Below are 25,350 nucleotides of genomic sequence, written 5' to 3'. Positions count from 1 at the left end.
ATGGCCTTAGATAAGAAAAGCAGTTACCGTAAAAACTTCTCACTAGGTGTAACTTTTATTATACTCATTTCCATTCTTTTTATCCTGTCGCTTTTCCTTGCGTTTAACTATAGCAAAAAATCGATAGAGAATGATTTTGTTTCCGAAAAGGTAAATGTACTGGAGCAGAGTATTAAGCCTTATAATGATTTCTTTCAGAACAAAATGCCCGAAATTTCTTATTATAATGGCTTTTTGGATTCCTCTACCGCATCGAAGTTTGTAGATACGGTAATGTTGAAATATCCTTTTATCTCAAAAGTTACCTTTTACGATACAGAGGTGAAGAATGTTCCGGTTAAGGATGGGATTAATGCAAACCACCTGGGCATCGGTCCAAAATCCATTTACCAGTTTGGTAAAGGTATAAAACCTGATTCTGTAAAACTTTATTCAGAAGATGATACCCGCTCTTTTAACGTAGGGAGCGATTTTAATGCAATAGCCATCAAACTGGCCACTTTTGTCGAAGATCTCGATACAGCTTCGGTACCCACGCAAGAAGAACTGTTCACCAATTTCTCTATCGTTAACTCGAACGAAAATAAAATCACCTACCTTAATATTCCCCGACGTGCAGATTTAAGGATTTATAAAGATATGATCAGGCGTAAGCTTAGTCCTGCTCCGGTTTATCCGCAGGATGTAATGGTTTTTAAGCTGGATGCACATCAGATAAAAATCGTTAACACAAGGCCTTTATTGTACCAAACCATCAGGATCGAGCCGCTAACTTACGATCCTATAGATACTTCTGATGAAAATATTACCACCGAAATCGCACTGCCAGGTGCATTTTCTGATTTTAAGCTTTACCTCATTTCTTCTAAATCTTATATCAAAAAGGAGATTTTCATCTACTTTATGCCAATAGCACTCGTATTGTTACTGGTGTATGGTGTACTGTTATTGGTGGCTTTTTTAATTTACCGTAACCTGAACATCAATAGTAAAATGTTTAAGCTGCAGTACGATTTTGTGAATAACCTTACGCACGAGTTTAAAACACCTGTTAGTGTAATAAAAATCGCCGGAAATAATATTAAAAGTGCATCGGCGCTTAGTCAGAAAGAACAACAGCTATACGGCAAAATATTGGATGAAGAGGCCGATAAGCTGAATGGTTTAATGAATAAACTGCTGGCTTTTACGCAGATCGAAAATAAAGCCATTAAGTTAAACCAGGAAGAGGTCAATATTGTCGATTTTATAGAAAGTACTATCGAATCGCATACCTTAAAACATCCCGATTTTAAAATTAGTTATGAGGTAGTCGGCTTTAAAACCTTTATTACCGACCCGGTGTTATTAGGAAGTTTGTTCGATAATCTGGCCGAGAATGCTTATAAATATTCGAAACCCGAACAAAAGAAACTGCATATCAGTGCAAAACTGATTAAAGGAGTGCTGGTGTTCCGTTTTACAGATAAAGGAATCGGTATCGCATCATCAGAATTAAACAATATATTTAAGAAGTTTTTCAGGATACAGAACGAATATAACCAAATGGGCAGTGTTGGCCTGGGTTTGGCATTCTGCAAAGAACTGGTTAACTTTATGGAGGGAGAAATTACGGTAAAAAGTAAAGTAGGTAGCGGTACAGAATTTAAAATTGTGCTGCCATATAATAGTTAAATTTAATAGTTGAAATGTTAAACGTTGAAAGGTTGGAATGTTGAACTTAACCTTAAAACATTAAACTTTTCAACCTTACAAGAATAAAGAAGTTTAAAAGTTACACGTTAAAGGTTGGAATGTTGAACCTTCAAACATTGCAGCGTTTCAACATTAAAACAGTAAAAAAACACATAAATGTCTAAAGAAGTAAAAATATTAATCGTAGAAGATGATGAAAATCTTCGCTTTCTTGTTGCCCATCGTTTAAAAGCTGAGGGTTATACGGTGCTTGAAGCAAATGATGGCGAAGCTGGAGAAAGAATGATTTTGGCCGATCAGCCCGATATTGTTTTATTGGACTGGATGATGCCGGGTAAACAAGGTGCCGAAGTTTGCGAGAATGTACGTAAACAGGGTTTCGAAAACCTGGTGATTATGATGACGGCAAAGGCCCAGGATGTAGATAAAATTGATGCCTATAACTTTGGCGCATCTGATTATATCACCAAGCCATTTAATATGGATGTTTTGGTGGCCATGTTAGAAAGTAAGGTGAAGTTTATCGTCAATAAAGATTCGGCGGAGATTCACCGCTTTGGTAATATGGAACATCATCCAAATATCCACACTTTGTTTAGAGACGGAAAGAAAATCGAGTTAACCATATTGGAAAACCGTATCCTGCTCTATTTTCTGCGCAATCCGGGTAAAGTAATCAATCGCGATGAATTGATGCTGGTAGTTTGGGGTTACAACTCTGATGTAAACACCCGTACGCTTGATATGCACATTGTACGCTTGCGTAAAAAGATAGAATTGAATCCTGATAATCCACAGTTGTTACAAACCGTTAGGGGAGTAGGTTATCGCTTTAACGCAGGATAGAGATAATTATTGAATGAATGAGTTTTGAATGAGAGAATGTTTTAGGCTTAACGCCCATTCTCTCATTCCATCATTCTCTCATTCCATCATTCTCTCATTTAAAATTATCTATGCTCTCTTCAAGGTAAATATCGTTATCTCCGGTAAAATACCAACCCTGCCCGGATAACCTAAAAAGCCATAGCCAACATTTACGTATAGCTGTTGTTTTTGCTCCTGGTACAATCCTGCCCATTCTTTATAGATGTATTGAACAGGGCTCCATTGATATTCTTTTAAACGTACACCAAACTGCATGCCGTGTGTGTGCCCGCTAAACATGGCATCTATTTGCGGATATTTTTGCAAAACCTCCCCACGCCAGTGCGAAGGATCGTGACTTAATAACAGTTTTACAGGTAAGTCATCTGTATTTTGAACAGCCAGTTTCATTTTCCCATATTTTGGAAAACGGCCCATTCCCCAGTTTTCAATTCCTAAAATTCCAATTTCTTCACCATCTACCTTTAACCTGCGGTTTTCGTTCATTAGCAGGTCGTAACCCATTATTTTGTGTACATCAACCATATCTTTCAGGTTTTTTACCTTGGCCGGAGACGATTCTTTCCCAAAATAATAATCACCATAATCATGGTTTCCTAGTGATGAGTACACACCTAGCGGTGCTTTTACTTTCGAAAATATATCCTGATAATCCCTTACTTCGTTGGTGAGGTTGTTTACTAAATCGCCTGTAAAAAAGATGAAATCAGGTTTTTCTCCCAATAACATTTCTACACCGCCTTTTACTGCTGTTTTATTATAAAAACTTCCCGAGTGAATATCAGAAATCTGCCCCATTGTAATGCCATCAAAAGCTTTTGGCAGGTTAGGGAGGATTAAATTTACCCTTCGCACCTGATAATCGTAAGCGCCTGAAATTATTCCCCAGCTTAACGATGCTAGTGGAACAGCAGCGGCCACCAATCCGGCTTTAACCAAAAATTCTGATCGTGAAATCGGCTCTGCAGCTGTAGATTGTGCAGTTTGTGGTAAGGTTGAAATTTCAGCTGTTTTATTTTTCCTGAAAATTCTGATAAACAACCTGCGTAAATCATCCAATACCAAAAAGGGTAACATGGCCAGTTTGCAGGCTACCGTTAAAAAGAAAGCAACTAAAATAATGGCCCTTAACGTAAGAAAAAGATTAAGGTAAATGCCACAGAATACACCAATAATCAATAATGCACTATATGTCCAGTAAGCAATGCCAAATGCTTTTTTTGTGCCCGGTTTCCATTTTTTAAAAACAGCAATTATGGCTTTAAAGCAGTAAATATCAAATGCAATAATAAAAATGCAGGCGGCAATAATAAAAGGTAATCTTCCCATTATATCTTCGGGTTTGTAAATAAAAAAGCTTCGACAGATTCTTCTTTAGGGGAAGAATTTGTCAAAGCTAATCAAATTAGAGAAATTCAATATTATCTGAAATCGTCTTCATCCTCTTCTTCGTCGAATTCGGCGTTAAATAAACTGCCAAACATATCAGAAAAGCCGAAGCCACCATTTAAAAAGTTTTTGCTCAGTTGTGAGTACTCGGCTAAACCATGTAACACAAATTCCATTAAGAGCAAGGTTTGGTTTTCGCTCAGTTTTGGGTGGAATTTCTTTACCAGATCATACAAGCCTGGTACCAGCATTAATGCCTTTTTATATTGCGCATTGCTCAAAGTATCCGTAACATCAACATTATGGCCTTCCGTAAACCATTCGGTTACTTCGGTATATGGATTGGCTGTTTTGGTTTTTTTTGCTTTTTCCGGATCAGGGAAATAACGCGCAAACAAAGTTTTAACCGCTTTGCCGATTAAGGTAGTCGCCACGTGCGCTGGTCCTTCCAGTTCACCTTCGTAAACCAGTTCTATTTTACCGGTGATGGCTGGGATAATCCCGGCCAGATCTGATAAACGCACGAATGTGTTTTTCTCTCCTGCAATCAGCATCCTTCTTTCTGCAGTGCTGATTAAATTTTCGTAGGCAGAAATAGTTAGTCTTGCCGAAACACCCGATTTTTGATCGATGTATTCACTTTTACGCGCTTCGAAAGCAATCTGTTCAATCAAATCTTTCAGCAGGCCATCAGCTTCGATATTGGCTTTTTGCTCTGCAGTAAGTTTTGCCTCCTGGAAAGTAATTTTACGCGAAATTTCGACCGTTTTAGGGTAGTGTGTTAAAATCTGACTTTCAATCCTGTCTTTCAATGGCGTAACAATGCTGCCACGGTTGGTATAATCTTCAGGGTTTGCGGTAAATACAAACTGGATATCCAAAGGTAAACGCAATTTGAAACCACGGATTTGGATATCTTTTTCCTGAAGCATGTTAAACAAGGCCACCTGGATACGGGCCTGTAAATCCGGCAGCTCATTAATTACGAAAATGCTGCGGTGTGCACGCGGAATTAAACCAAAGTGGATTACACGTTCATCGTTATAGGTTAACTTTAAAGTAGCGGCCTTAATCGGGTCAACATCGCCAATTAAATCGGCAACGGTAACATCTGGTGTGGCCAGTTTTTCGGTGTACCTTTCGCTGCGGTGCAACCAGGCAATTTCAGTATCGTCACCTTTGGTGGCAATTTCATTTTTGGCGTACCATGAAATCGGGTTCAATGGATCATCAAAAATCTCGCTTCCGGCAACATAAGGCACATATTCATCCAATAAATTTACCATTAAACGGGCAATACGGGTTTTTGCTTGTCCACGTAAACCTAAAAGTAAAATATTGTGACGTGATAAAATTGCGGTCTGTAACTCTGGAATAACTGTTTCATCGTAGCCGATAATGCCCTCAAATTCGGTTTTTTTATCGCGCAGCACTTTAATCAAATTTTCTCTCAGCTCTTCCTTAACGCTTCTTGAAGTATATTTTGTAGCCTTTAACTGGCCTAATGTTGTATTTTGCATATATAGGATTATACTATTCTTTATTTACTCTTCAGTTTTTTCATAAACTCACCAATTGCGGGCTGTAGCTCTTTGAAAAGTTCAAGGTCTCTGTTTTTCAACACTACTTCTGTAAACATTTTCAAACCAATGGCAAATTCAGTACTCTGATTTTCATCTTCAAAAATGTTTTTGCTTTTTACAGCGTTTATAATGTTAAATATATTGTCGTGATTATCAAATTCAAGCGTTAAAGGATCATTTTTTACATCATCCTCTTTTGCTAAAGATATTTCTTCTAATGTTAATTTATATTTATTTGTACGTTTAGCCATGCTTAATTTATTTTGATACCCTTTTTTACCACCAACTCCGGACTAAAGGCTTTGGACTCCCAACTATTTAACCGTCTTACGTCTATTCTTAATGTAATCTTCAAAAATGTATTCGCCTAAGCCGTTTAACGAGCTGTAAAAAGCCCTTCCGCCATTAATTTCAGTAAACTGACGTACAAATTGCTGTAAATAGGGATCCTTTGCAATCATAAACGTGGTGATCGGGATTTTTAAACGTTTACATTGCGCCGCCATGTTTAAGGTTTTGTTAATTACCTTTCTATCCAAACCCATACTGTTTTTATAGTATTTGCCATTTTCTTTCAGGCAGGTTGGTTTTCCATCCGTAATCATGAAAATCTGTTTGTTATGCGTTTTCCTGCGGCGGAGCAAATCTGCCGCAAGTTCTAAACCTGCATAAGTATTGGTATGGTAAGGCCCAACCTGTAAATAAGGCAAGTCTTTCACACTGATTGGCCAGGCATCATTTCCAAAAACAACAATATCTAAAGTATCTTTCGGGTATTTGGTTTTAATCAGCTCCGCTAATGCCATGGCAACTTTTTTGGCAGGCGTGATGCGGTCTTCGCCATATAATATCATCGAATGCGAAATGTCGATCATCAATACCGTAGATGTTAAGGTTTTAAAATCTTTTTCCTCTACTTCTAAATCGCGGTCGGTTAACGTGAAATCCCCAATCCCATGATTGATCTGTGCATTTTGGATAGAGGCTGTCATATCAATTTGGTCTAAACTATCGCCAAAACTATATTCGCGCCTGTCCGCATTTTTTTCTTCGCCAATACCCGATTGGTTACTGTTGTGGTTACCACGACCAGATTTTTTCAGTTTCCCGAAAATTTCATCCAGGGCAGATTTGCGTATGGTCTGCTCTGTTTTGGCTGTTATCTTAAATTCTCCCGATTGATTGTCTTCAGTAAGGTAACCCTTATCCTTCAGGTCGTCGATAAAATTACCGATACCATAATCATTATTGGTTAATTTATATTGTTTGTCGAGCTCGTTCAGCCAGCTTAAAGCCTCCGCTGCATCTCCTGCTGTATAATTTAGCAGTTCGCTAAATAATTTCAGCAACTCATCAAACCCACCTTTTGGCGCATCGCCCGGCTTATAATCAGAAAAACGAAAACCTCTCATGTGCTTGTATTAACGATTTATCGAAGATAAAAGTTTCGTTTTGCATAAATTTAAGCGCGGTGTCATATTTGAAGGCGAGAAGAAAGGTAAAAGCTGAAAGACCAAAGCATGGTTAAATTGGAAACAACAAACTGGAAATTGTTAACTGAAAACTGTCAAACTGATCCGGGCGTTCCCCAATCCCGTGAAATACGGGAAAGGGGCGGGCTTTTCAGGGCTGCGCTTCGCTCCGGTACCGGTGAAGAACCGGTACTGAACCCTTACAATCCCTAACGCAAAACCCACCGGTTTAAATTAGACCTCGCAGGTTTCCAAAACCTGCGAGGTCTCTAAAAATCCGTGTTAATCCGTTTCTCGGTGGCAACAAAGCAGAGCGCTTATCCCAGCGCTATATGGTAAATCTTTTTATTATAATCAGGGTTTGCTCCCGGTTGCGAGGCTACAAAAGCACCAACCTTACAGGCATTATCCAAAGTGGTTTCCATGGGGTAACCTTGCAGGTAGCAGGCAATAAATGTGGCTAAAAAAGCATCACCTGCACCAACCGTATCTGCAACCTGAACTTTGTAACCAGCATGTTTAAATAGTTTGCCTTCTTTTAAAACACAGGCACCTTTATCGCCAAGTGTCAGGCAGATCATTTCAATATCAAACTTACTCGCAAGCTGTTTTAACAATTGTTCATCAGTATTACCAGTTAAACCGAACGATTCTTTTACCCAAACAATTTCATCTTCGTTTATTTTAAGGATATCCGCTTTTGCCAAAAGTTCGCCGATGAGTTCTTTATTATAAAAAGGAGCCCTAAGGTTAATATCGAATATTTTGGTTTTTGCATGGTCTAAAAGTTCGAGGATCGTTTTTTTAGATTGTTGCTCACGGCAGGTTAAGCTACAATACACAAAAGCATCTGCCTGTTTTACCGCGGTGATATTTTCTTCGGTAAGTTTAATGTCGTCCCAGGCCACAGGCTGTTTAATGGTATAAGTAGCCTGATGGTTTTCATCCAGCTGAACCACAACTGTACTGGTTGGTAATCCTGCATTCACCTGGATCAGATCTGTTGAGAAATGATTTCCGGTTAAAAAGCTTAGTAATTCCTTACCATTATCATCATCACCAACGGCGCTGATAAAACTGCTTTCTATACTTTGTTTGTGTAAATTAAGCGCAACGTTCATACTCGAGCCGCCTGCTTTTTTACCCTCCGGGAAAACGTCCCATAGTATTTCGCCAATTGTAATTACTTTATTTTGCATGGTAGATTGATAAAAAATGTAAATAAACAATTTTTACCGATGGAACGAAATAATTTGTTTCATATCTTTAATTTTTACTCAATTTCAATAACCATGAAAAAAATACTCCTTATCGCCCTGCTTTTAGTCTCATTTGGTACCTACGCCCAAAATGCAAAAGATAAACAGGCGATACTCGATCTGCTTGAAAAACAACGTACTGATTGGAACAAAGGCGATGTTGAAGCTTTTATGCAGGGATACGAAAAATCGGATAGTTTACTTTTTGTAGGTAAAAGCGGACCAACTTATGGCTGGCAAAAAACGTTGGATAATTATAAAAAAGGTTACCCGGATAAATCTGCGATGGGCTTTTTAGTGTTCGGGATTAAAAAAGTCGATTTTCTGAAATCCGATCTGGCTTTTGTACTGGGTAGTTGGAACGTAAAACGCGAAAAAGACGAGCTAAAAGGTTACTTTACACTTCTGATCAAAAAGATAAAAGGAGAATGGAAAGTGATTGTTGATCATAGCAGTTAATTATTCTGATACCTTTAACATGTATTGAAGTACAGGATCAAGACCTTTTATTTTATCGAGATAACTTGTTTCAATTTCGTGATCGGGTAATACAGGATGTTTGGTTTTGTCATTACAATCGGCCCCAAAATCTAAACTTGTTGATACACTGAAACCGATTTTACTGTTTGGCAATTGAAAGCGGTAAGCTTCGCCAAAATCGTTTGTGTTTTCTCCGGTAGGTTCTCCAATTAGCATTGCCAGTTTAAATTTCTTTACGCCATTTGCAAGCATATTTGCGCTCGAGAATGTCATGGCTCCTGTGATCATATAAACCCTGCCATTAAAAAAGGCTTCATCACTGGCATATTTTGGATCATAGGGTTCGCAGTTTGGCCTTTGCCAGGTACTATTGTTAGGCTGTTTCAGGTAATTATTACTGCTATCGCCCTGCTTAATTAATTGATCTTTATACAGCTGACTTATTTTCCAGTTTTTTCCACCAGATAAGGTATATTTTTTTGAATTAAAAAAGCCTAAAAGTAAATCTGCATTGATAGAATTGCCTCCTGTGTTTTTTCTGATATCGATGGCAAGGGTTTTGATCTTTTTCTGTTTTATTACCGTAAAGCACGAATCGAAAAATTTCAGATAAGGGTGATAATCGCCCTCTAAGGTATTTAATTCGATCCAGGCAACCTTATCTTCCAATATTTTAAATGAATAAGGCTTACCAACCAGGTTTGGAAATGCGTCGCCTATTAAATCTCTTAAAATACTTCCATTTTCAATTGTTTTAACTTCTTTTTTGTGCTGATACTGATAAGCGATTTTAAAAGGGGGCCTTATACCCGAAAGGTATAGGTTATAGCCGATCATTTTAATGGCTATCTCATTGCGGTAAGTTTGAAGCCCACCTACGCGTAATGCACTTTCCTGATAAAACTTTTGAACAGAAGTTCCGTTTACTGAAATGATTTCCGCACCTGCAGGAATAATACCCGGTAATGCTTTTCCATCCGAATAGGTTTTACCTTTTTTATCAGCAACAAATGATAAGGGTAAAAAAACAGGTTTCCTGAAATCTGCCTTAAATATAGATTGTATAAAAGTGGGTGCAGTGTGGGCATCATCAATAAGACCTGTTATTTCTTCAAGTTTTAAGGTGAAGAGTCTGGTTTCAATTGAATCGGGAATAGTACTTTTTACCTGATTTATTTTTTGTGTGTATTTAACCTCTGTAGTGTATAAAAACGGGTTGTAATGTGCCGCTCTGATTACCTGGTGGAGGTAGTCGATATCAGCAATGGCTTCTGCTTTAGAAATCCGTTGTGCAAAACCCGACAAGAAAGTGAAAAACACAAATAAAAAAGGTAGTGCTGTTTTCATTACATCAATTTACCATAAAGACGATATCCGGTAGGTTAAGGTTGCATTGAAATTTACTCTCCCAACTTAAAATCCTTATAATAATAATCCTTATCCTCATCAGTTAACTGGCGGATTACCCTGCATGGGTTTCCTGCGGCGAAAACGTTATCCGGAATATCCCTCGTCACCACGCTACCTGATCCGATTACCACATTCGATCCGATTTTTACGCCGGGGTTTATTACTGCATTTCCACCAATCCACACACTATTGCCAATGGTCACTTCCTGCGCCCATTCATATTCCTGATCCCTTAAATGTGCATGGATGGGATGGCCCGCTGTATAAATGGCTACATTTGGTGCGATAAAAACGCTGTTTCCAATGCTTACTTTTGCGCAGTCTAAAATAACCAGGTTAAAGTTTGCATAAAAATTATCTCCAATTTCGATGTTATAGCCGTAATCACATCTAAACGGAGGTTCTATATAAAACATTCTTTCCGTTTTTCCGAATAGTCTTTTTAATAACTCTTTCCGCTGTTTAATAAATTTTGGGGCGAGGTTATTAAATTCGAAAACGATTTCACGGGCTTTTAATCTTTCTTTCGAAAGTTCTTCGCCACCAGCCTGATAAGCTTTGCCTGCAAGCATTTTTTGTTTTTCGGTAAGTGTGTTGATATCCATTTGTGATCTGATTTTTTTATTTGCACTAAATGTTATTCACAATAATAACAAAAAACGGGACTATCGTTACCGATGCCCCGTTCTATTTTAATTTTTTTTTAATTTTTATGGTTTGCCGTTTGCTAAAGCCTTTTCAGCAATTTTAACAGCTTTTTTCTCTCTCCAGTGAGCATATTTTTCTTTAAAAGTCATTTTAATTAAACTATCAATCGCACCATGGGTAAATAAACTCCAAACACTTGCTACTTTACGGGTAATCGATTGATCCCATGCCCTTAAGCTTAAAGAGAATGAGCCATCCAGATATTTCATCCAGTGCCACATACCGGTTGGCATAAATAAAGTATCGCCATGCTCTAAGAAAACTTCATAACCCTCAACACCGTTTAGCGCAGGGAATTTTTCGAAATCAGGATTGGCAACATCGTAATCTTCCAAAGCATAAGTTGCATTTGGTAAGCAATATAGTCTGTCTTTCCATTTATTATCGAAAAGAACGATATGTTTTCTGCCACCAAAGTGAGTATGGAAAATATGAGGCAAATCGATATCGTAATGTAAAAAGGTTACCGAATTAGAACCTCCAAAAAACATAGCAGGCATGCTCTCAATAAAACCACCCATTAAATCTTTAGGGATTTTTACATCATTGATTAAGCTAGGCACTTTTTTAAAGAGGTTAAAAAAGAAAATCCTCAATTCAGTTGGCTCACGTTTAATCAGGTCAAGATAATCGCCAAATTTCATGTGTGCAGTAGCCGCATTGATTGGTTTTGAAGGATCAGCTTTAGAGTTATCGTAAAGTGGAACCTCTAGGTCGCCACCAATTTCTTTTAAATATTCAGTCGTCCATTTTTCTCTTGCAGGCCAATCTTTGGTAAGGCCCCTGATGACTAACGGACGTTTAGTTTTCAAATAATTTTTCTTAAAATCTTCAGGAGTGATATTCTCAACAATATCAACAGGTTTTAAAATGAAACTCATGCGCTTAAATCGGTTATTTGTGCCGAACAACAAATGTGTAAATTTTATTTTACAAAATTGATGTTAACAGGTAAATGTGACTAAAATCACGTAATCTAAATTAGCAAATACTTAACAATTTAATAATTACGCTTCAACTTTATTTTTAACAATTTCGCCATAAGCGGCATCCCAAAGGTCGATCCTTTTTTGTAAGGCCTGTTTTGTAGTTTCTTCTGCTTCGGCCCAAAATGTTTCGTCTTTTTCGCAGAGTTTTTCTGTCATAGAAAGCGCCAAATGGCTATGGTGATCGCCATCCACTTCGATATGGCGCTCGAGGTAATATTTAAAAATCGATACTTTATCGGCCTGGGTGCTGTTCAAATCATTTACCATACTGTAAAACATATTCGGGATCAGATCCTCACGTCCGAAGGTAAAACTGGCTGCCTGTAAATGCGTTTTACCGCTGTTAATCGTTTCGAATGTAGCCTTCACGAAATCTTTGGCAGCAGCAGGAACATGGGCTATGTCAAACGCTTCACTAAAACTTTTACCGCTTTTTAAAGCGTTTAAAAAATCATTAATGGGTTTTGTGTTTGCTCCGCATTGATCCATCGCATCTAAATACAGTTCGAAATGGCTTTTAATGGCACCACCGGCATCCACATCCGATTCTTCTCCGGCAACAATTTCATTGATCAACTGTCTGGTAACCGGATCACCAACCGGGAACCAGGGCAAGCTTGTGCAGGTAAGGTTAATCTGTAAAGCCTTAAGTAACGACATAAAATCCCAAACGGCAAAAATATGGTGTTCCATAAAAATGCGCAGATCTTCCAGTTCGCTAATAGCCGAATAAACCTTGTGGTTAATAATTTCCTGTTTAAGAGAGGTAATACTTTCTTGTATTTTTATAATGTTTGGATGCATGTATTTTAATAATTGAATATTGAATGTGAGAATGATTGAATATTGAATTGGCGACTTTTGATTTAGTGAATTGGCATAAGGCTAAGCACTACTCATTTTATCATTCAACCACTCGTTCATTCTCTCATTGTTATTTTGGTAAATTTTTTTCTAACGCTTTAATTGCTCTTTTAACCGCAAGTTCTTCTTTCCAGTGCATGTATTTTTCTCGGTAATTTGCTTTCATAAAGTCGTCAAATTTACGCTGTAAAGTTAAGTTATACAAGCTTTTTGCTTTTACAGCCCAGCTTTTATCCCATGCCCTTAAGCTGATGGAGAAAGATCCATCAAGGTATTTCATCCAGTGCCAATAACCAGTGGGCATAAATAAGGTATCGCCATGCTCTAAAAAAGCTTCCACTCCCTTCACGCCTTTTAATGCCGGGAATTTATCAAAATCAGGATTTTCTACATCATAATCTTCCAGCGCATAAGTGGCATAAGGAATCTGGTATAACCGCTCCTTCCATTTATAATCAAACAGGATAACATGTTTCCTCCCGTTAAAGTGGGTATGGAAAATGTGTGCCAGGTCGATATCGTAATGCAAGAAGGTAACAGAGCCTTTTCCTCCAAAAAACATATTCGGATAACTATCTAAAAAGCCACCCATTAACTCTTTTGGGGCTATATAATCTTCCAGTAATTTCGGTGCAAACTTTATCGGATCGAATAAAAAAATGCGCAGGTCTGTCGGTGTTTCCTTAATCAGATCAATATAATCACCAAATTTCATTTCAGCGGCCGACGCATTAATCGGTTTAGAAGGATCAGCTTTCGAACTGTCGTAAAGCGGAACTGTTTTATCGCCAACAATATCCTTCATGTATTCCATTGTCCACTTTTGGTAAGCCGGCCATTTCTTTGCCATGTTTTTAATTACCAAAGGTTTACGTGGTTTAAGGTAGTTCAGCTCGAAATCTGATTTAGATATGTCTTCAACTACATCTATCGGAGATAAATTGAATTTCATGTTAAATAACTATTAATGTGGCAAAATTAAATAGTTAAAAAACAGCAAGCATCAGAAATGGAAAAACTTTAAAAAAAACTGACAATTCATCAAAAAAAGTCAGAAGGTATAAAATAGGGAAGATGTTAAAAAAAATAGCTAAAACAAAAACGTTCCGGCAAAAGCCAGAACGTTTAGGTTGGACATAAGGATAATGATATCTTATTTAGGCATTAAAACGGTATCAACCACGTGGATTACACCATTTTTTTGATTAACATCTGCAATAGTTACAGTGCTCATTCCGCCTTTTTCATCTTTTAAAACCAGTTTTTTGCCTTCCATCCAGGCCCAAAGTTTGCCACCTTGTACAGTTGTTAATTCTGCTTTGCCACCACCAGCTTTAATTGCTTTTGCGATTGCTTTGCTGTCCATTTTACCAGCAACAACATGGTAAGTTAAAATTTTGGTAAGGGTTGCTTTGTTTTCTGGTTTAACTAAATTGTCTACAGTTCCGGCAGGAAGTTTATCAAATGCTGCATTTGTTGGAGCGAAAACAGTGAAAGGTCCGGCGCCTTTTAGAGTTTCTACTAAACCTGCGGCTTTAACTGCTGCCACCAAAGTAGTGTGGTCTTTTGAATTTACTGCATTGTCTACAATATCTTTAGTTGCATACATTGCTGCTCCACCAACCATTGGGTTTTTTTGAGCATAAACTTGAGTTGTGAATGCCATTGTAATTACGGCAAATACTGATAAGATTAAATTTTTCATTATTTCTAATTTTTAAGTTTCTGTTATTTGATTCCATTTACGACGGCTTACAGATACTTGGTTTTTAGAATTTGAAATTATTATTTAATCATTTGATTATTAGGTATTTAATTTTGTTTTTTTGTTTTGAAAAGGTGCTGTAGTAGTTCTTAGGGGAGAGCATTCCCGCTTTTCGCTAAATCTTTTGGCTGTTCTTCGACTACGCTCAGAATGACAGCCAAAAGGATACCGCTGCAATCGGGTTTAGGTATTTGGTTCATCCTTAACACCGACCGCAACACGCCTGGCTAATTCACCTTCGCTGTTCTCACCTTTTTAGAAAAAATCTTTGGAAAAAAACGCTTCAACAATACGGCTTTTGTTTCCTTTCCACCAATATAAACTTCTTCTTTTTTATTATTGATGGCCTTTACAATCTGTTTGGCACAATCGGCAGGAGTCATTGCATTTTCATGTGCTTCACCCATGATATTTAATGGTTTTCCATCTGCAGTGAGTGCATTGTAAGTTACATTGGTTTTGATAAACCCCGGACAGATAATGGTAATGTCGATTTTTTTATCATAAACTTCCGATCGTAGCGAATCAAAGTAGCCATGTAATGCATGTTTTGAGGCCGCGTAGGTAGAACGGAATTTTGTGCCGAATTTTCCAACCAAACTGCTGATTACGGCAATTTGTCCACCGCCATTGGCGATCATCAAAGGCAAAACCGCTTTGCTCAACAGCACTGTTCCCCAAAAATTGGTATCCATAATCTGTTGTTCCGTTTGCAGATTGGTTTCTAAAGCTAAGCTCCGCTGACTTACACCGCCGCTATTGATCAGCAAATCTATTTTTCCAAAAATACGGATGGCATCTGCAGCTTTATTTTCCAGTGTTTCGGTTTCGCTTAAATCGAAGGGTAAAACGTGCACATTAAAAGAATTTTGGCAGTTTCCTTTCACGCGGAACAGTTCATCGCGGTTTCTTCCTGAAATAATCAGTTTGTCGCCTGCTTTAAAATATTCATATACCAGGGCTTCGCCAATACCTGATGATGCGCCTGTAATCCATACTATTTTTGACATATATTTTTAATTATTGAATTAGAGAATGATTGAATGATAGATTTGTACAAAAGCATTCAATCATTCAAAATTCACTCATTTTAACTCACTCATTCTCTCATTCAAAAATCACTCATTCAATCATTCTCAACAATAAACAATTCCGAAGCAATATGATCGGCAAATAGTTTTCCATTCTGGCTTAACCTGATTTTGTCGCCATCAATGATCAGCCAATCTTTATCCTCGAAATTTTTAAGGTTATATTTTGTTTCCTCTAAAAAATCTTTTCCAAAATCGGTATTTATTTTCTGTAAATCAGTTCCCCACATCGTTCTTAACGAGGTCATTACATATTCGTTAAACCTGTCGTTCAAACTCAGTTCTTCAACCATTTCCGGGAGCTTATTATGCCCTAAGGTTTCTATATACATGGCATTATTTGCAGGGTTCATATAACGGTTTTGACCATTAAAGCCATGTGCTGATGGACCTATGCCAATGTAATCTACACCTTTCCAGTAATTAGTATTGTGCACAGCATAATGCTCAGGCTTAGCAAAATTAGAAATTTCGTAATGTTCGAAGCCGGCCTCAACCAGTTTCTCCATTAAAATGACAAATTGAGCAGCACTTTGATTGTCGTTTACCGGGCTCTGCTTTTTGTTTTTGATGGCATGGGCCAAAGCCGTTCTGGGCTCAACTGTTAAAGCATAAGCAGAAATATGTGGTACTTCCAGTTCAATCGCCTTTTGTATATTGCTTAACCACTTTTGGTCAGTAAGTAATGGGTATCCGTAAATCAGATCGAGCGTTAAGTTTTCAAAACCTGCATCCTGACTTCTCCTGATGCAATCTTCAGCTTCCCTAGCCTGGTGTGCCCTGTTCATCCAGATCAGATCCTCATCATAAAAAGACTGTATACCCACACTAAAGCGGTTAACAGGCAATTTTTTCAGTTCTTTTAATTTCTGCGCGGTTAAATCATCCGGATTGGTTTCGATGGTGATTTCGGCACCTGCATCAACCGAAAAAGTATGGTTAATGGTATCGAAAATTTTTTGCAAAGCCGCCTCAGATAAAATAGAGGGGGTTCCTCCACCCAAATAGATACTCCCAACCTGGTCCCCAATCCGGTCTTTTTTCATTTTAATTTCCCTGCAGATGGCCTCCACCATTTCATCGGCATATTTTAGTGAGGTGCTAAAATGGAAATCACAATAGTGACAGGCCTTTTTGCAGAAAGGAATATGGATATAGATACCAGACATATTGCAAAGATACTGAAGTTAAATTTTTTTTACTGTCATAATATATGATAGGTGATTTTGTGTTAAAATTATAAAAGCAGCATTAAAGTAAAGTAATAGCTTTACTATTTAGTTGTTTTTGTTAAGTAATAGCTTTACGTTTTAGATGCTTATTAGGCGTGCAGTCATTGTTACTAACTAAGTTCTTCTTCAATCCATTTATTTTCTTTAGGTAAACAATGATTATTCGACTACTTTTGCAACCTTAAGTTTTGATTTACAGCATGCCGAAATTCATTTTTATTTTGTTTGCCTTTTTATGGTCTGCAGATTTTGTGGCAGCACAGCAATTGCCTGTTCAGGCAGATAGTGCGGTGGTAAATCAATACCGGTACAGGAGGTACCGCCCCGATTCGGCAACATTGGCCAGGCAAAAATTTTCTACCGATTCCTTAATTCACCATACCTGGGTACTTCCTGATAGCTTAATTAATAAAAATGCGCTTTTAGATACGATTGAAAAAGAATATCTTTCTCCAAAGCTTGATTTGTGGGCATGGCACAAGAAATACCAGCATTTAAAGAAAAAAGCAAACCCTTACCAGTTGGGTACAAAAATCCCCAAAGGCAATGTAGGGTTGCTGGGCTTTATTTTTGGCATGCTCATTATTTTTGCCATTTTAAAAAATGCATTTTCCAAACAGCTATCCGCCATTGTACAATCGTTTTTTAGTAACAGGATATTGAATAATATCAATAAAGAAGATAACTTATTCAGCTCCTGGCCGTTTTTATTACTTTTTGTGCAGTTCGGATTTGTTTTCGGGATGTTCTTTTTTCTGGTAGCGCAATGGAACGATATGTACCAGGCCAAAGATGGTTTTAAGTTTTTCTTCAGCATATCCATCACCATAATTGCTTTTTATGCGCTAAAATTAATCCTCTTACGTTTTCTCGGATACCTGTTCAATGTTCAGAAACCGGTTGGCGAATACATCTCCATATTGTACCTCAGTTACTTTAATGCATCACTATTATTTATTCCTTTGGTAGTGGCTTTTGCCCTGTCGCCGCTTAAATACGGGGCTGTTTATATCGTATTGGCATTCTTGTTGTTAGGCATCATTTTTGCTTTTCAATTGTTGAGGGCGGGTATAACGATACTTTCTAATAATAAGTTTTCTAGAATGCATTTAATTTTGTACTTTTGCGCCCTCGAAATATGTCCTATCCTCATACTAATTAAAACGATAGGACTGTAGCAGGAAAAAGGAAAATGCAAGAAAAGAACGACTCTAGAATCCGCAAAGTAAAAAGTATTTTGGTTACTTTACCAAAACCTGAAACCGAAAAATCTCCCTATTACGATTTGGCCAAAAAACACAACCTAAAAGTTGATTTCAGGTCGTTTATTCATGTAGAAGGGGTGCCCGCAAGAGACTTCAGAAAGGATAAAATTAACCTGGCCGATTTTACGGCAGTGATTTTTACCAGTCGTAATGCCGCAGATCACTTTTTTAGGATCTGTGAAGAAATGCGTTATGATGTACCGGCAGAACTGAAGTACTTCTGTCTTTCTGAAACAATTGCTTTATATCTTCAAAAGTATATCCAGTACAGGAAACGTAAAATCTTCTTTGGTAAGCAAACTGCTGCTGATTTGGCTGAGGTGCTGAAAAAACATGCAGGCGAGAAATTTTTGTATCCTTGTTCTGATGTTGCTACAGAGGATACCATGAAATTTCTGGAAAAAAGCGGATATGATTTTACTCCGGCAGTTTTATTCAGAACTGTTGTGAGTGATTTATCTGATCTGGCTGAAGTTTTTTATGATGTAATCGCTTTCTTTAGCCCTTCAAGTATCCAGTCTTTGTTTAAGAATTTCCCTGATTTTAAACAAAACAACACACGGATTGCTGCCTTTGGTGTAAATACCAGTAAAGCATGCGCCGATATGGATCTTATAGTTGACATTGCTGCACCAACCCCGGGTGTGCCTTCAATGACAATGGCCATTGAAAACTATATCAAAATATCTAATAAATAATACGAGCGATAAATTATTTTACGTCAACACAATAAATGCGTAACTTTGCTGTTATAAGAGAGTTACGCGTTTTTTTAACAAAACCGTTGATGCTAAAAAAATCATTAAAGTAACTTTAACTCCTTTGTAGTGATGATTTAACGTAAAATATTTGTTTTTGTTGATAATTTCAGTGATTTTTGATAAAATTGCTCCTAACCGTGCGCTGCACAACATAAAAAATATGAAGAAAATTTACCTTCTAGCTATTGTGGGTATAACTGTAATGCTAGCAAGCTGTGGCCACGGAGGTCAGGGTGAGCTGGTTGGTGCTTATAACCGAAAATTTAAGAACGACCGAATTCCTTTGGGAATGGTATATGTTCCGCCAGGGCATACCGTACTGGGAGGAGCAGATGAGGATATTACATTTTCTCAGAATTTGCCCGGTAGAATGACCACCATTAGTGCATTCTTCATGGATCAGACAGAGATTTCGAATGCCGAATACCGCCAGTTTACCAATTGGGTGCGCGATTCGATCGCTATTGTAATGATGGGTAATCCTCAGCAATTCATGATGACACCTAGAGGTAATGCTGCGGCTGCTGTGGGTGGAGAGAAATATATCAACTGGAAAGCTGTAGGGCCAAACGGAGCAAATATTTGGCGCAACAGGGGTAGAGGCGGAGCAGCTGCTCAGGCAAGTCAGTTAGATGGCATGTATTATTCCGGTTTAGACGCACTTCCAGGTAAAAAAGAACTTGATGTGCGTAAATTCGAGTATTCCTATGCCGAATTAAATATGGAAAAGGCGGCTATTGGACATAAAGATCCAAACAGCAAACGTCAGGATTATATTGACCGTTATACCATTGCTATTTATCCTGATACAATGGTTTGGAAAACGGATTATTCTTACTCACAAAACGATCCTATGGTTCGTGGCTATTATAACCACCCTTCTTATGATGATTATCCTGTAGTTGGGGTAAGCTGGGAACAGGCTAAAGCATTCTCTCACTGGAGAACCAGGTTGTATGATGGTGTTGCTACAGCAAGAAAAATGCCTGTAGGTTCGAGATCGGATTATAGATTGCCCGCTGAAACAGAATTTGAATATGCTGCAAGAGGTGGCAATACCAAAACAAAATATCCATGGGGCGGTCCTTACATCAGAAATACCAAAGGCTGTTTACAGGCCAACTTTAAACCTGGCCGTGGTGATTATTCCAGCGATGGTGGTATTTATACTGTAGGCGTAAGATCTTACTTCCCTAACGATTATGGTTTGTACAATATGGCGGGTAACGTTTCCGAATGGACAATTACCTCATATAACAAAGGTGCAAGCCCATTATTGCATGATCTGAACCCTAATTTTACGTATGATGCAGGAGCAAATGATAGCAAATACAAAAAACGTAAAGTAGTAAAAGGCGGATCGTGGAAAGATACCGGCTACTTTTTACAAAATGCAGTTGCAACATACGAGTATCAGGACACACAAAGATCATACATTGGTTTCAGGTGTGTTTCATCTTACCCTGGTACCGACTTAAGACATTAAAACCAAACAAACTAAAAACTAAAGAAAAACATCAAAATTTTATGGCAGCAAAGAAACAACCAGGCTGGTTACACGTAGCGATTTCATGGGGAGCAAGTATTGTAATTATCGGAGCGTTATTTAAAATTCTACACATTGGTGGAATTGTGGGTAACTACATGATCGGGCTTGGTCTAGGAGTGGAAGCATTTTTATTCTTCTTAACCGGATTTTTCCCACCAGAACCAGAACCAGCATGGGAAAGAGTATACCCAGAATTAAAAGAAGATTTTAAGGGGGAATTACCAACAGCATCAGCAAGACCTGTAGCTGCAGTGGCTTCTCCAAACACAGCGGCTTTAGATAAAATGTTATCAGATGCCAAAATCGGCCCTGAATTGATCGAAAGTTTAGGTACAGGTTTACGTACGTTTGGTGATAAAGTTGCAACAATTTCTAATGTTGCAGATGCTTCTACAGCTACAAACGAATTTACTGGCAAAATTAAAACAGCATCTGCTGGTTTTGATAACTTAAGTGCATCTTTTGAAAAAGCTACCGCTAATTTAAAAGCAATGGGCGAAAGCAGTGTTGATTCTCAGGCTTATCACGATCAGGTTAACAATTTAGCTAAAAATTTATCCGCTTTAAATGCAGTTTACGAATTAGAGTTACAGGATTCGAGCGCACATTTAAAATCAATGAATAAATTTTATTCTAACTTATCGTTAACCATGCAGAACTTTAACGAATCGATGGAAGATTCGAAACAGTTTAAAGAAGAGGTGAACAAACTGGCTAAAAACCTGTCATCACTTAATGCAATTTACGGTAATATGTTATCGGCTATGAATAGCCCACGTGTATAATTTGTTTAGTTTTTAATTTTTAAAGAAAAAGCTACATCAAATATGGCAGGCGGAAAAGAAACAACAAGGCAGCGGATGATCAATATCATGTATTTGGTATTGTTGGCCATGCTCGCCTTAAACGTATCAGATACCATTTTAGATGCATTCAAAAATATCAACGATAGTTTGGATACTTCTAAAAACAATGTAAATACAAGTATTAATCAGTTATTTTCTGCCTTCGAAAACTCGAAGTTGAAAGAGGAGCCGGCACGTGCACAACCTATTTACGATAAGGCAAAGGAAGCACAGAAGGCCGCTGATGAATTAAATAATTATATTGAAAGTATCAAAAAGGAATTTACTCAGGCAGGTGATGGGATAGACCCTGAAACCGACGACCTGGTAAATAGATCAAATCAGGATATTGCTCAAAATATCATGATCAATCAAAAGAAAGCAGACGAATTAAAGAAAAGAATTAACGCAACACGCGAAAAATTAATTTCTTTATTGGATCCGGCTGATAGGGCAGGTGTTGCATTTTCTCTTGAGGCTAAAGATCCTGCGAGAAAAAGAAAAGGCAACTGGCAGGAAACTTACTTTGGTGAGGGAACGCCATTAACTGCTGCGATGACCATTTTAACTAAATTGCAAACAGATACTAAAAATGCTGAAGCAGAAGTAGTTAAGAAATTGTTTGGAAATATGGATAAAGCACAGGTTAACTTAGATCAGTTTGCGGCAGTTGCAGTAGCACCTACTTCTTACGTTATCCAAGGTCAGCCTTATACTGCTGAAGTATTTTTAACAGCCAGCGATTCGAGATCCACTCCAGATATTACCGTTAACGGAAGTAAATTATCGGTTAAAGAAGGTAAGGGAACGTACACAGGTGGTACGGGTAGCGTTGGTCAGTTTACCTGGGTGGGTACTATCCGTGTTCGTCAAACTGATGGACAGGTTAAAGAATATAAAACCCAGCCACAAACTTATCAGGTGGCGAAACCCTCAGCATCTGTTTCTTCAACAAAGCTGAATGTAATTTATGCAGGTATTCCAAACCCATTTACGGTGTCGGCAGCAGGTTTCCCGTTAGAAAGCGTTCATGCTTCTATTTCGGGAGGTTCAATGTCGGGTAGTAATGGGAACTTCACTGTTAACGTTCCTGGTAGTTTGGTTGGTTCAGAAGTATTAATCAATGTATCGGCAAGTAATGCTGGCAAAACCGTAAGTTTAGGTTCACAAAAATTTAGGGTTAAAGGTATTCCTACACCAGTAGCCAAGGTTGGTGGCCGTGCAGGGGGTGATGTTGCTTCGGTGCAGTTAAAGAGCGAATCAGAAATTGAAGCAGATTTGGACGATTTTCCTTTCGATGTTAAATTTAAGATACAGCGTTATAAATTAACCATTATCAAACCTCGTTCTGATGCGGTTACCATTGCTGGTAGCGGCGGAAGTTTTGCTGGTGCAGTTAAAGGTGCCATCAACTCTATTACGCCTGGAACAAGGGTGTTTTTTGAAGATATTGTTTCTGTAGGTCCTGATGGCCGTCAAAAGATTTTGCCTTCATTAGCGTTTAGTGTAAAATAAAAAGAAGATGAAAAGGATTTTAAGTATTGCTATTTTAGTTTTGGTAACCGCGTTTGCTTTTGCACAAAAAAAGCCGACCAGGTTAGCACCAAAGAAAGCTGCACCAGTAGCTGCTGCTCCTGCAGTTGATACGGTGAAAGCTCCTGTTAAAACAGCTAAAAAGAAACTTAAGGTACCACCTAAAGATGGTTTCTATGCCCGTAAGGACATTGACAGTACTGAAATGGTTCCTTTGGCAGATGTGAGAGAAGAGGATGTTTTTTACGCAAAAAGGATCTGGAGAGAAATTGATTTACGCGATACGGTAAATTCGCCGTTAAGATCACCAAAATCGAGATTGATCGACGTTTTAATCGCTGCTATTAAAAAGGATGAGTTAACCGCTTATTCTCCTATTGATAGTGCACTGAATGAAGATGACGCTTTTCTTAACCCGATGTCAGCAGATTCTGCTGCTAAATCGGCTTTAGGAACTGCTGAGGTTTCGAACAATAAAACCGGAACGGTTACTACAGTTGTTAACGATTTTAACCCGGAGTTATTCCTGAAATTCAGGATTAAGGAAGATTGGATCTTTGATACTAAACGTTCTATTTTTGAACCCCGTATTGTAGGTATTGCACCATTAAAATACAATGAAGTTTCTAAACAGTGGCAGCCTGTATTTTGGGTATATTATCCAGAGGCAAGAGAGATTCTGACTAAGAAACGTTTAGTTAATACGAATAATGATGCATCTTCATTAAGCTTCGACGATTTCTTTATCCGTCGCTTATTCAGCAGCTATATTGTTAAAGAATCTAATCCGGGTGATAACAAAATCAGGGATATTATTTCAAATCCTAAAGAGAGATTGTACGAATCAGAAAGGATTAAAAAATCTGTACTCGATTACGAACAAGGTCTTTGGGAATATTAATCTCATAAAAAAAGCTCCGATGAAAATCGGAGCTTTTTTTGTTTAGGTAGGTTCGTCATTCCCAACCAGATAGCTTCGGGTCGATTGGGAACTAAGAAGTTCGCGTGAACGCCTCTGAATAAAAGATGAATAATCATTAATGCAATCAGTTTTGAGATTCGCGTATGCGCGGGAATGACGACACTTTAATAGATATGTAATATTATCAGAGTAAAAGCAATTAGACAGCAACAAAAAAGCGGTAATCCATAGATTGGATTACCGCTTTTTATTAAAGAATTAAGTCGGCCTACTGATTATCAGTTGCTGCTTCTATTACATTCTGTATCGCTGCAGGTACATTTGATAAAATATCGTAACCTGTTGCAGATTCTACTACATTAACGGTAGTTCGGTAAGTTTTCCAGTTGGTGTTTAAACCATTGGTATTTGGCATATTCACCGTAATTACCCTTGTTGATGAAGTGATCCTGCTTAAATCGTTATTACCATTTGGCAATACCACTATAACTTTCCAGGTATTGGATGGAACGTTAACACGGCCATTATCAATGGTGTAGGTAATGCTTCCATTGCTTCCTGTACCACCGGAACCATAAGAACCACAGATTACATAAACTTCGTTGCCTGCTGTTACTAAGGAACGGGTATAGTTCTCCAAATCTGCCCATGGTCCCTGGTTGTTATTTGGTGCCTGTGGCATCATATTACTCATTAAAAAGGTAGAAGAGTTGGCTGCAACTGAAGCTGTTCTATCAGCCGATGGACAGTTGTGTCCGCGATCGAAACCTGAACCGGAATAGCTGCTGTTTGATACCTGATACCAGCCAGCAGGCAAAGTATTGTCAGCTCTAAAATCATCCTGACGAGGGGTTGAACCTAAATCTGAAGATCCGATGTGCCAGCTTACCCAGTTAGGGGTAGCCCTGCTTTTACTATACGAGCTTGAATAATAAGTACGTTCCATTAAGTAATTTTCCGGATAAGAGGTGTTGGCAACGGCGTTGCTAGGGTTACCCATTAAGAGATGACTGTTATCGCCTGGGGTTGTTGTTGGCGGGGTGGTTGTGCCGCCTCCGGTTGAAATGCTAAAATCATCGATATTGATACGCGCTGTACCTCCACTGATTTTACGAATCTGGAAACGTACATTCCCAGAAATAGCGGTGTTAAAGGTAGCAGTAGATAAGGTTGTGGCACTACTCGTAATGGTGCTGCCACTTTGTTGCCAGCTCGAACCACCGTTTGTAGAATACCAAAGTTGCCAGGTACTATTGGCATCTGTACCATATTTGGCGTGTGCAATGGTGACTACATCGGCTCCGTTAACATCAAAATTCATACTTAATATACCCGTATTACGGATACGTACAGATTGACTGCCATTCTTAGCATCCGCAGTCAGATTTCCGATTAAGGCATCGTCAAGAGTCCAGCTTCCACTGCTTAAAGTAACTGATGCAGTGCTGTAACTTCCCTTGGTACCTGATTCGAAAGTTTCAGGAAAACCAGCAGCTACAGCCTGTGCGCTTGCCGTAACTGCTTTGGTGTTTAATTTTTGCTCAAAGGGGTTTGCTTCTGGAAGTGTTTGGTTTTCTTTTTTACAGGCGGCAAGGCCGAGGCATAAAACTGCCAGTAAGCTTAATTTTTTTAATGCTTTCATTGTTTTGG

At 38.3% G+C, this 25,350-nt stretch carries 23 protein-coding genes; 9 read left to right on the top strand and 14 right to left on the bottom strand.

Annotated features, from left to right (window positions below; genetic code table 11):
• Both H9L23_RS19490 and H9L23_RS19485 read left to right on the top strand, forming a co-directional pair.
• Positions 1-1,674, top strand: coding sequence for a sensor histidine kinase (locus H9L23_RS19490; RefSeq protein ID WP_187591903.1), 1,674 nt, complete (start codon positions 1-3; stop codon positions 1,672-1,674).
• A gap of 177 nt (positions 1,675-1,851) precedes the next feature.
• Entirely contained in the window at positions 1,852-2,541 is a 690-nt protein-coding gene (locus H9L23_RS19485) for a response regulator transcription factor (RefSeq protein WP_025143982.1), read from the top strand.
• A 108-nt stretch (positions 2,542-2,649) separates the two neighbouring features.
• Here the strand turns inward: H9L23_RS19485 and H9L23_RS19480 are convergent, their stop codons facing one another.
• The 5 genes from H9L23_RS19480 to H9L23_RS19460 form a co-directional block, all read right to left on the bottom strand.
• Entirely contained in the window at positions 2,650-3,912 is a 1,263-nt protein-coding gene (locus H9L23_RS19480) for a metallophosphoesterase (RefSeq protein WP_187591902.1), read from the bottom strand.
• A gap of 92 nt (positions 3,913-4,004) precedes the next feature.
• Positions 4,005-5,492: a P-loop NTPase family protein gene (locus H9L23_RS19475; RefSeq protein WP_187591901.1), complete on the bottom strand. Its 1,488-nt coding sequence runs from the start codon at positions 5,490-5,492 to the stop codon at positions 4,005-4,007.
• Positions 5,493-5,512: 20 nt separating this feature from the next.
• Positions 5,513-5,806 (bottom strand): DUF3861 domain-containing protein, encoded by a 294-nt coding sequence (locus tag H9L23_RS19470; RefSeq protein WP_187591900.1) that lies wholly within the window; start codon positions 5,804-5,806, stop codon positions 5,513-5,515.
• 63 nt (positions 5,807-5,869) lie between these two features.
• Positions 5,870-6,409: a vWA domain-containing protein gene (locus H9L23_RS27125; protein WP_394355263.1), complete on the bottom strand. Its 540-nt coding sequence runs from the start codon at positions 6,407-6,409 to the stop codon at positions 5,870-5,872.
• A gap of 935 nt (positions 6,410-7,344) precedes the next feature.
• Positions 7,345-8,226, bottom strand: a complete 882-nt coding sequence (locus tag H9L23_RS19460) for a carbohydrate kinase family protein (protein WP_187591899.1) — start codon at positions 8,224-8,226, stop codon at positions 7,345-7,347.
• Positions 8,227-8,319: 93 nt separating this feature from the next.
• On the opposite strand from H9L23_RS19460, the gene H9L23_RS19455 reads away from it, so the two are divergent.
• Positions 8,320-8,745, top strand: coding sequence for a YybH family protein (locus tag H9L23_RS19455; RefSeq protein WP_187591898.1), 426 nt, complete (start codon positions 8,320-8,322; stop codon positions 8,743-8,745).
• Here the strand turns inward: H9L23_RS19455 and H9L23_RS19450 are convergent, their stop codons facing one another.
• From H9L23_RS19450 to hemW, 8 genes are all read right to left on the bottom strand, one after another.
• On the bottom strand, positions 8,746-10,113 hold the full coding sequence (locus H9L23_RS19450) for a S41 family peptidase (RefSeq protein WP_187591897.1): 1,368 nt from the start codon (positions 10,111-10,113) through the stop codon (positions 8,746-8,748).
• A gap of 53 nt (positions 10,114-10,166) precedes the next feature.
• Entirely contained in the window at positions 10,167-10,781 is a 615-nt protein-coding gene (locus H9L23_RS19445; protein ID WP_187591896.1) for a sugar O-acetyltransferase, read from the bottom strand.
• A gap of 105 nt (positions 10,782-10,886) precedes the next feature.
• Positions 10,887-11,765, bottom strand: a complete 879-nt coding sequence (locus tag H9L23_RS19440; RefSeq protein ID WP_025143990.1) for a cupin-like domain-containing protein — start codon at positions 11,763-11,765, stop codon at positions 10,887-10,889.
• Between the two features lie 126 nt (positions 11,766-11,891).
• Entirely contained in the window at positions 11,892-12,677 is a 786-nt protein-coding gene (locus H9L23_RS19435) for a DUF3050 domain-containing protein (RefSeq protein WP_187591895.1), read from the bottom strand.
• A gap of 130 nt (positions 12,678-12,807) precedes the next feature.
• A complete protein-coding gene (locus tag H9L23_RS19430; protein ID WP_187591894.1) occupies positions 12,808-13,689 on the bottom strand; it encodes a cupin-like domain-containing protein in 882 nt (293 codons plus the stop codon).
• 201 nt (positions 13,690-13,890) lie between these two features.
• Positions 13,891-14,442, bottom strand: a complete 552-nt coding sequence (locus H9L23_RS19425) for a fasciclin domain-containing protein (RefSeq protein WP_187591893.1) — start codon at positions 14,440-14,442, stop codon at positions 13,891-13,893.
• A gap of 287 nt (positions 14,443-14,729) precedes the next feature.
• Positions 14,730-15,512 (bottom strand): SDR family oxidoreductase, encoded by a 783-nt coding sequence (locus tag H9L23_RS19420; protein WP_187591892.1) that lies wholly within the window; start codon positions 15,510-15,512, stop codon positions 14,730-14,732.
• Between the two features lie 116 nt (positions 15,513-15,628).
• Entirely contained in the window at positions 15,629-16,762 is a 1,134-nt protein-coding gene (gene hemW / locus H9L23_RS19415; RefSeq protein ID WP_187591891.1) for a radical SAM family heme chaperone HemW, read from the bottom strand.
• A 263-nt stretch (positions 16,763-17,025) separates the two neighbouring features.
• Between hemW and H9L23_RS19410 the strand changes: the two genes are divergently transcribed.
• The 6 genes from H9L23_RS19410 to porN all read left to right on the top strand — a co-directional run bounded on the left by H9L23_RS19410 (position 17,026) and on the right by porN (position 23,679).
• Complete coding sequence (locus H9L23_RS19410; protein ID WP_187591890.1) at positions 17,026-18,003, top strand: DUF4271 domain-containing protein; 978 nt, start codon at positions 17,026-17,028, stop codon at positions 18,001-18,003.
• Between the two features lie 14 nt (positions 18,004-18,017).
• On the top strand, positions 18,018-18,788 hold the full coding sequence (locus tag H9L23_RS19405; protein ID WP_187591889.1) for a uroporphyrinogen-III synthase: 771 nt from the start codon (positions 18,018-18,020) through the stop codon (positions 18,786-18,788).
• A 223-nt stretch (positions 18,789-19,011) separates the two neighbouring features.
• Positions 19,012-20,337 (top strand): T9SS ring complex lipoprotein PorK/GldK, encoded by a 1,326-nt coding sequence (gene porK, locus H9L23_RS19400; protein ID WP_187591888.1) that lies wholly within the window; start codon positions 19,012-19,014, stop codon positions 20,335-20,337.
• Positions 20,338-20,378: 41 nt separating this feature from the next.
• The gene (gene porL, locus H9L23_RS19395) at positions 20,379-21,185 is read left to right on the top strand and encodes a type IX secretion system motor protein PorL/GldL (protein WP_187591887.1); all 807 of its coding nucleotides are present in this window, start codon (positions 20,379-20,381) and stop codon (positions 21,183-21,185) included.
• Between the two features lie 42 nt (positions 21,186-21,227).
• On the top strand, positions 21,228-22,760 hold the full coding sequence (gene porM / locus H9L23_RS19390) for a type IX secretion system motor protein PorM/GldM (RefSeq protein ID WP_187591886.1): 1,533 nt from the start codon (positions 21,228-21,230) through the stop codon (positions 22,758-22,760).
• Positions 22,761-22,767: 7 nt separating this feature from the next.
• The gene (porN, locus tag H9L23_RS19385; RefSeq protein WP_187591885.1) at positions 22,768-23,679 is read left to right on the top strand and encodes a type IX secretion system ring subunit PorN/GldN; all 912 of its coding nucleotides are present in this window, start codon (positions 22,768-22,770) and stop codon (positions 23,677-23,679) included.
• 289 nt (positions 23,680-23,968) lie between these two features.
• Here porN and H9L23_RS19380 read toward each other — a convergent pair whose 3' ends face one another.
• Complete coding sequence (locus tag H9L23_RS19380; protein WP_187591884.1) at positions 23,969-25,342, bottom strand: DNA/RNA non-specific endonuclease; 1,374 nt, start codon at positions 25,340-25,342, stop codon at positions 23,969-23,971.
• Positions 25,343-25,350: the final 8 nt, after the last annotated feature.

The organism is Pedobacter roseus, from assembly GCF_014395225.1.
Taxonomy (GTDB): Bacteria; Bacteroidota; Bacteroidia; order Sphingobacteriales; family Sphingobacteriaceae; genus Pedobacter; species Pedobacter roseus.
This window is presented reverse-complemented; position numbering and strand designations above follow the sequence as displayed.

Bases quoted from the DNA above. Each gene is read 5' to 3' on its own strand.
- H9L23_RS19490 (WP_187591903.1), top strand. From the start codon at position 1: ATGGCCTTAGATAAGAAAAGCAGTTACCGTAAAAACTTCTCACTAGGT.
- H9L23_RS19485 (WP_025143982.1), top strand. From the start codon at position 1,852: ATGTCTAAAGAAGTAAAAATATTAATCGTAGAAGATGATGAAAATCTT.
- H9L23_RS19480 (WP_187591902.1), bottom strand. From the start codon at position 3,912: ATGGGAAGATTACCTTTTATTATTGCCGCCTGCATTTTTATTATTGCA.
- H9L23_RS19475 (WP_187591901.1), bottom strand. From the start codon at position 5,492: ATGCAAAATACAACATTAGGCCAGTTAAAGGCTACAAAATATACTTCA.
- H9L23_RS19470 (WP_187591900.1), bottom strand. From the start codon at position 5,806: ATGGCTAAACGTACAAATAAATATAAATTAACATTAGAAGAAATATCT.
- H9L23_RS27125 (WP_394355263.1), bottom strand. From the start codon at position 6,409: ATGATATTATATGGCGAAGACCGCATCACGCCTGCCAAAAAAGTTGCC.
- H9L23_RS19460 (WP_187591899.1), bottom strand. From the start codon at position 8,226: ATGCAAAATAAAGTAATTACAATTGGCGAAATACTATGGGACGTTTTC.
- H9L23_RS19455 (WP_187591898.1), top strand. From the start codon at position 8,320: ATGAAAAAAATACTCCTTATCGCCCTGCTTTTAGTCTCATTTGGTACC.
- H9L23_RS19450 (WP_187591897.1), bottom strand. From the start codon at position 10,113: ATGAAAACAGCACTACCTTTTTTATTTGTGTTTTTCACTTTCTTGTCG.
- H9L23_RS19445 (WP_187591896.1), bottom strand. From the start codon at position 10,781: ATGGATATCAACACACTTACCGAAAAACAAAAAATGCTTGCAGGCAAA.
- H9L23_RS19440 (WP_025143990.1), bottom strand. From the start codon at position 11,765: ATGAGTTTCATTTTAAAACCTGTTGATATTGTTGAGAATATCACTCCT.
- H9L23_RS19435 (WP_187591895.1), bottom strand. From the start codon at position 12,677: ATGCATCCAAACATTATAAAAATACAAGAAAGTATTACCTCTCTTAAA.
- H9L23_RS19430 (WP_187591894.1), bottom strand. From the start codon at position 13,689: ATGAAATTCAATTTATCTCCGATAGATGTAGTTGAAGACATATCTAAA.
- H9L23_RS19425 (WP_187591893.1), bottom strand. From the start codon at position 14,442: ATGAAAAATTTAATCTTATCAGTATTTGCCGTAATTACAATGGCATTC.
- H9L23_RS19420 (WP_187591892.1), bottom strand. From the start codon at position 15,512: ATGTCAAAAATAGTATGGATTACAGGCGCATCATCAGGTATTGGCGAA.
- hemW (WP_187591891.1), bottom strand. From the start codon at position 16,762: ATGTCTGGTATCTATATCCATATTCCTTTCTGCAAAAAGGCCTGTCAC.
- H9L23_RS19410 (WP_187591890.1), top strand. From the start codon at position 17,026: ATGCCGAAATTCATTTTTATTTTGTTTGCCTTTTTATGGTCTGCAGAT.
- H9L23_RS19405 (WP_187591889.1), top strand. From the start codon at position 18,018: ATGCAAGAAAAGAACGACTCTAGAATCCGCAAAGTAAAAAGTATTTTG.
- porK (WP_187591888.1), top strand. From the start codon at position 19,012: ATGAAGAAAATTTACCTTCTAGCTATTGTGGGTATAACTGTAATGCTA.
- porL (WP_187591887.1), top strand. From the start codon at position 20,379: ATGGCAGCAAAGAAACAACCAGGCTGGTTACACGTAGCGATTTCATGG.
- porM (WP_187591886.1), top strand. From the start codon at position 21,228: ATGGCAGGCGGAAAAGAAACAACAAGGCAGCGGATGATCAATATCATG.
- porN (WP_187591885.1), top strand. From the start codon at position 22,768: ATGAAAAGGATTTTAAGTATTGCTATTTTAGTTTTGGTAACCGCGTTT.
- H9L23_RS19380 (WP_187591884.1), bottom strand. From the start codon at position 25,342: ATGAAAGCATTAAAAAAATTAAGCTTACTGGCAGTTTTATGCCTCGGC.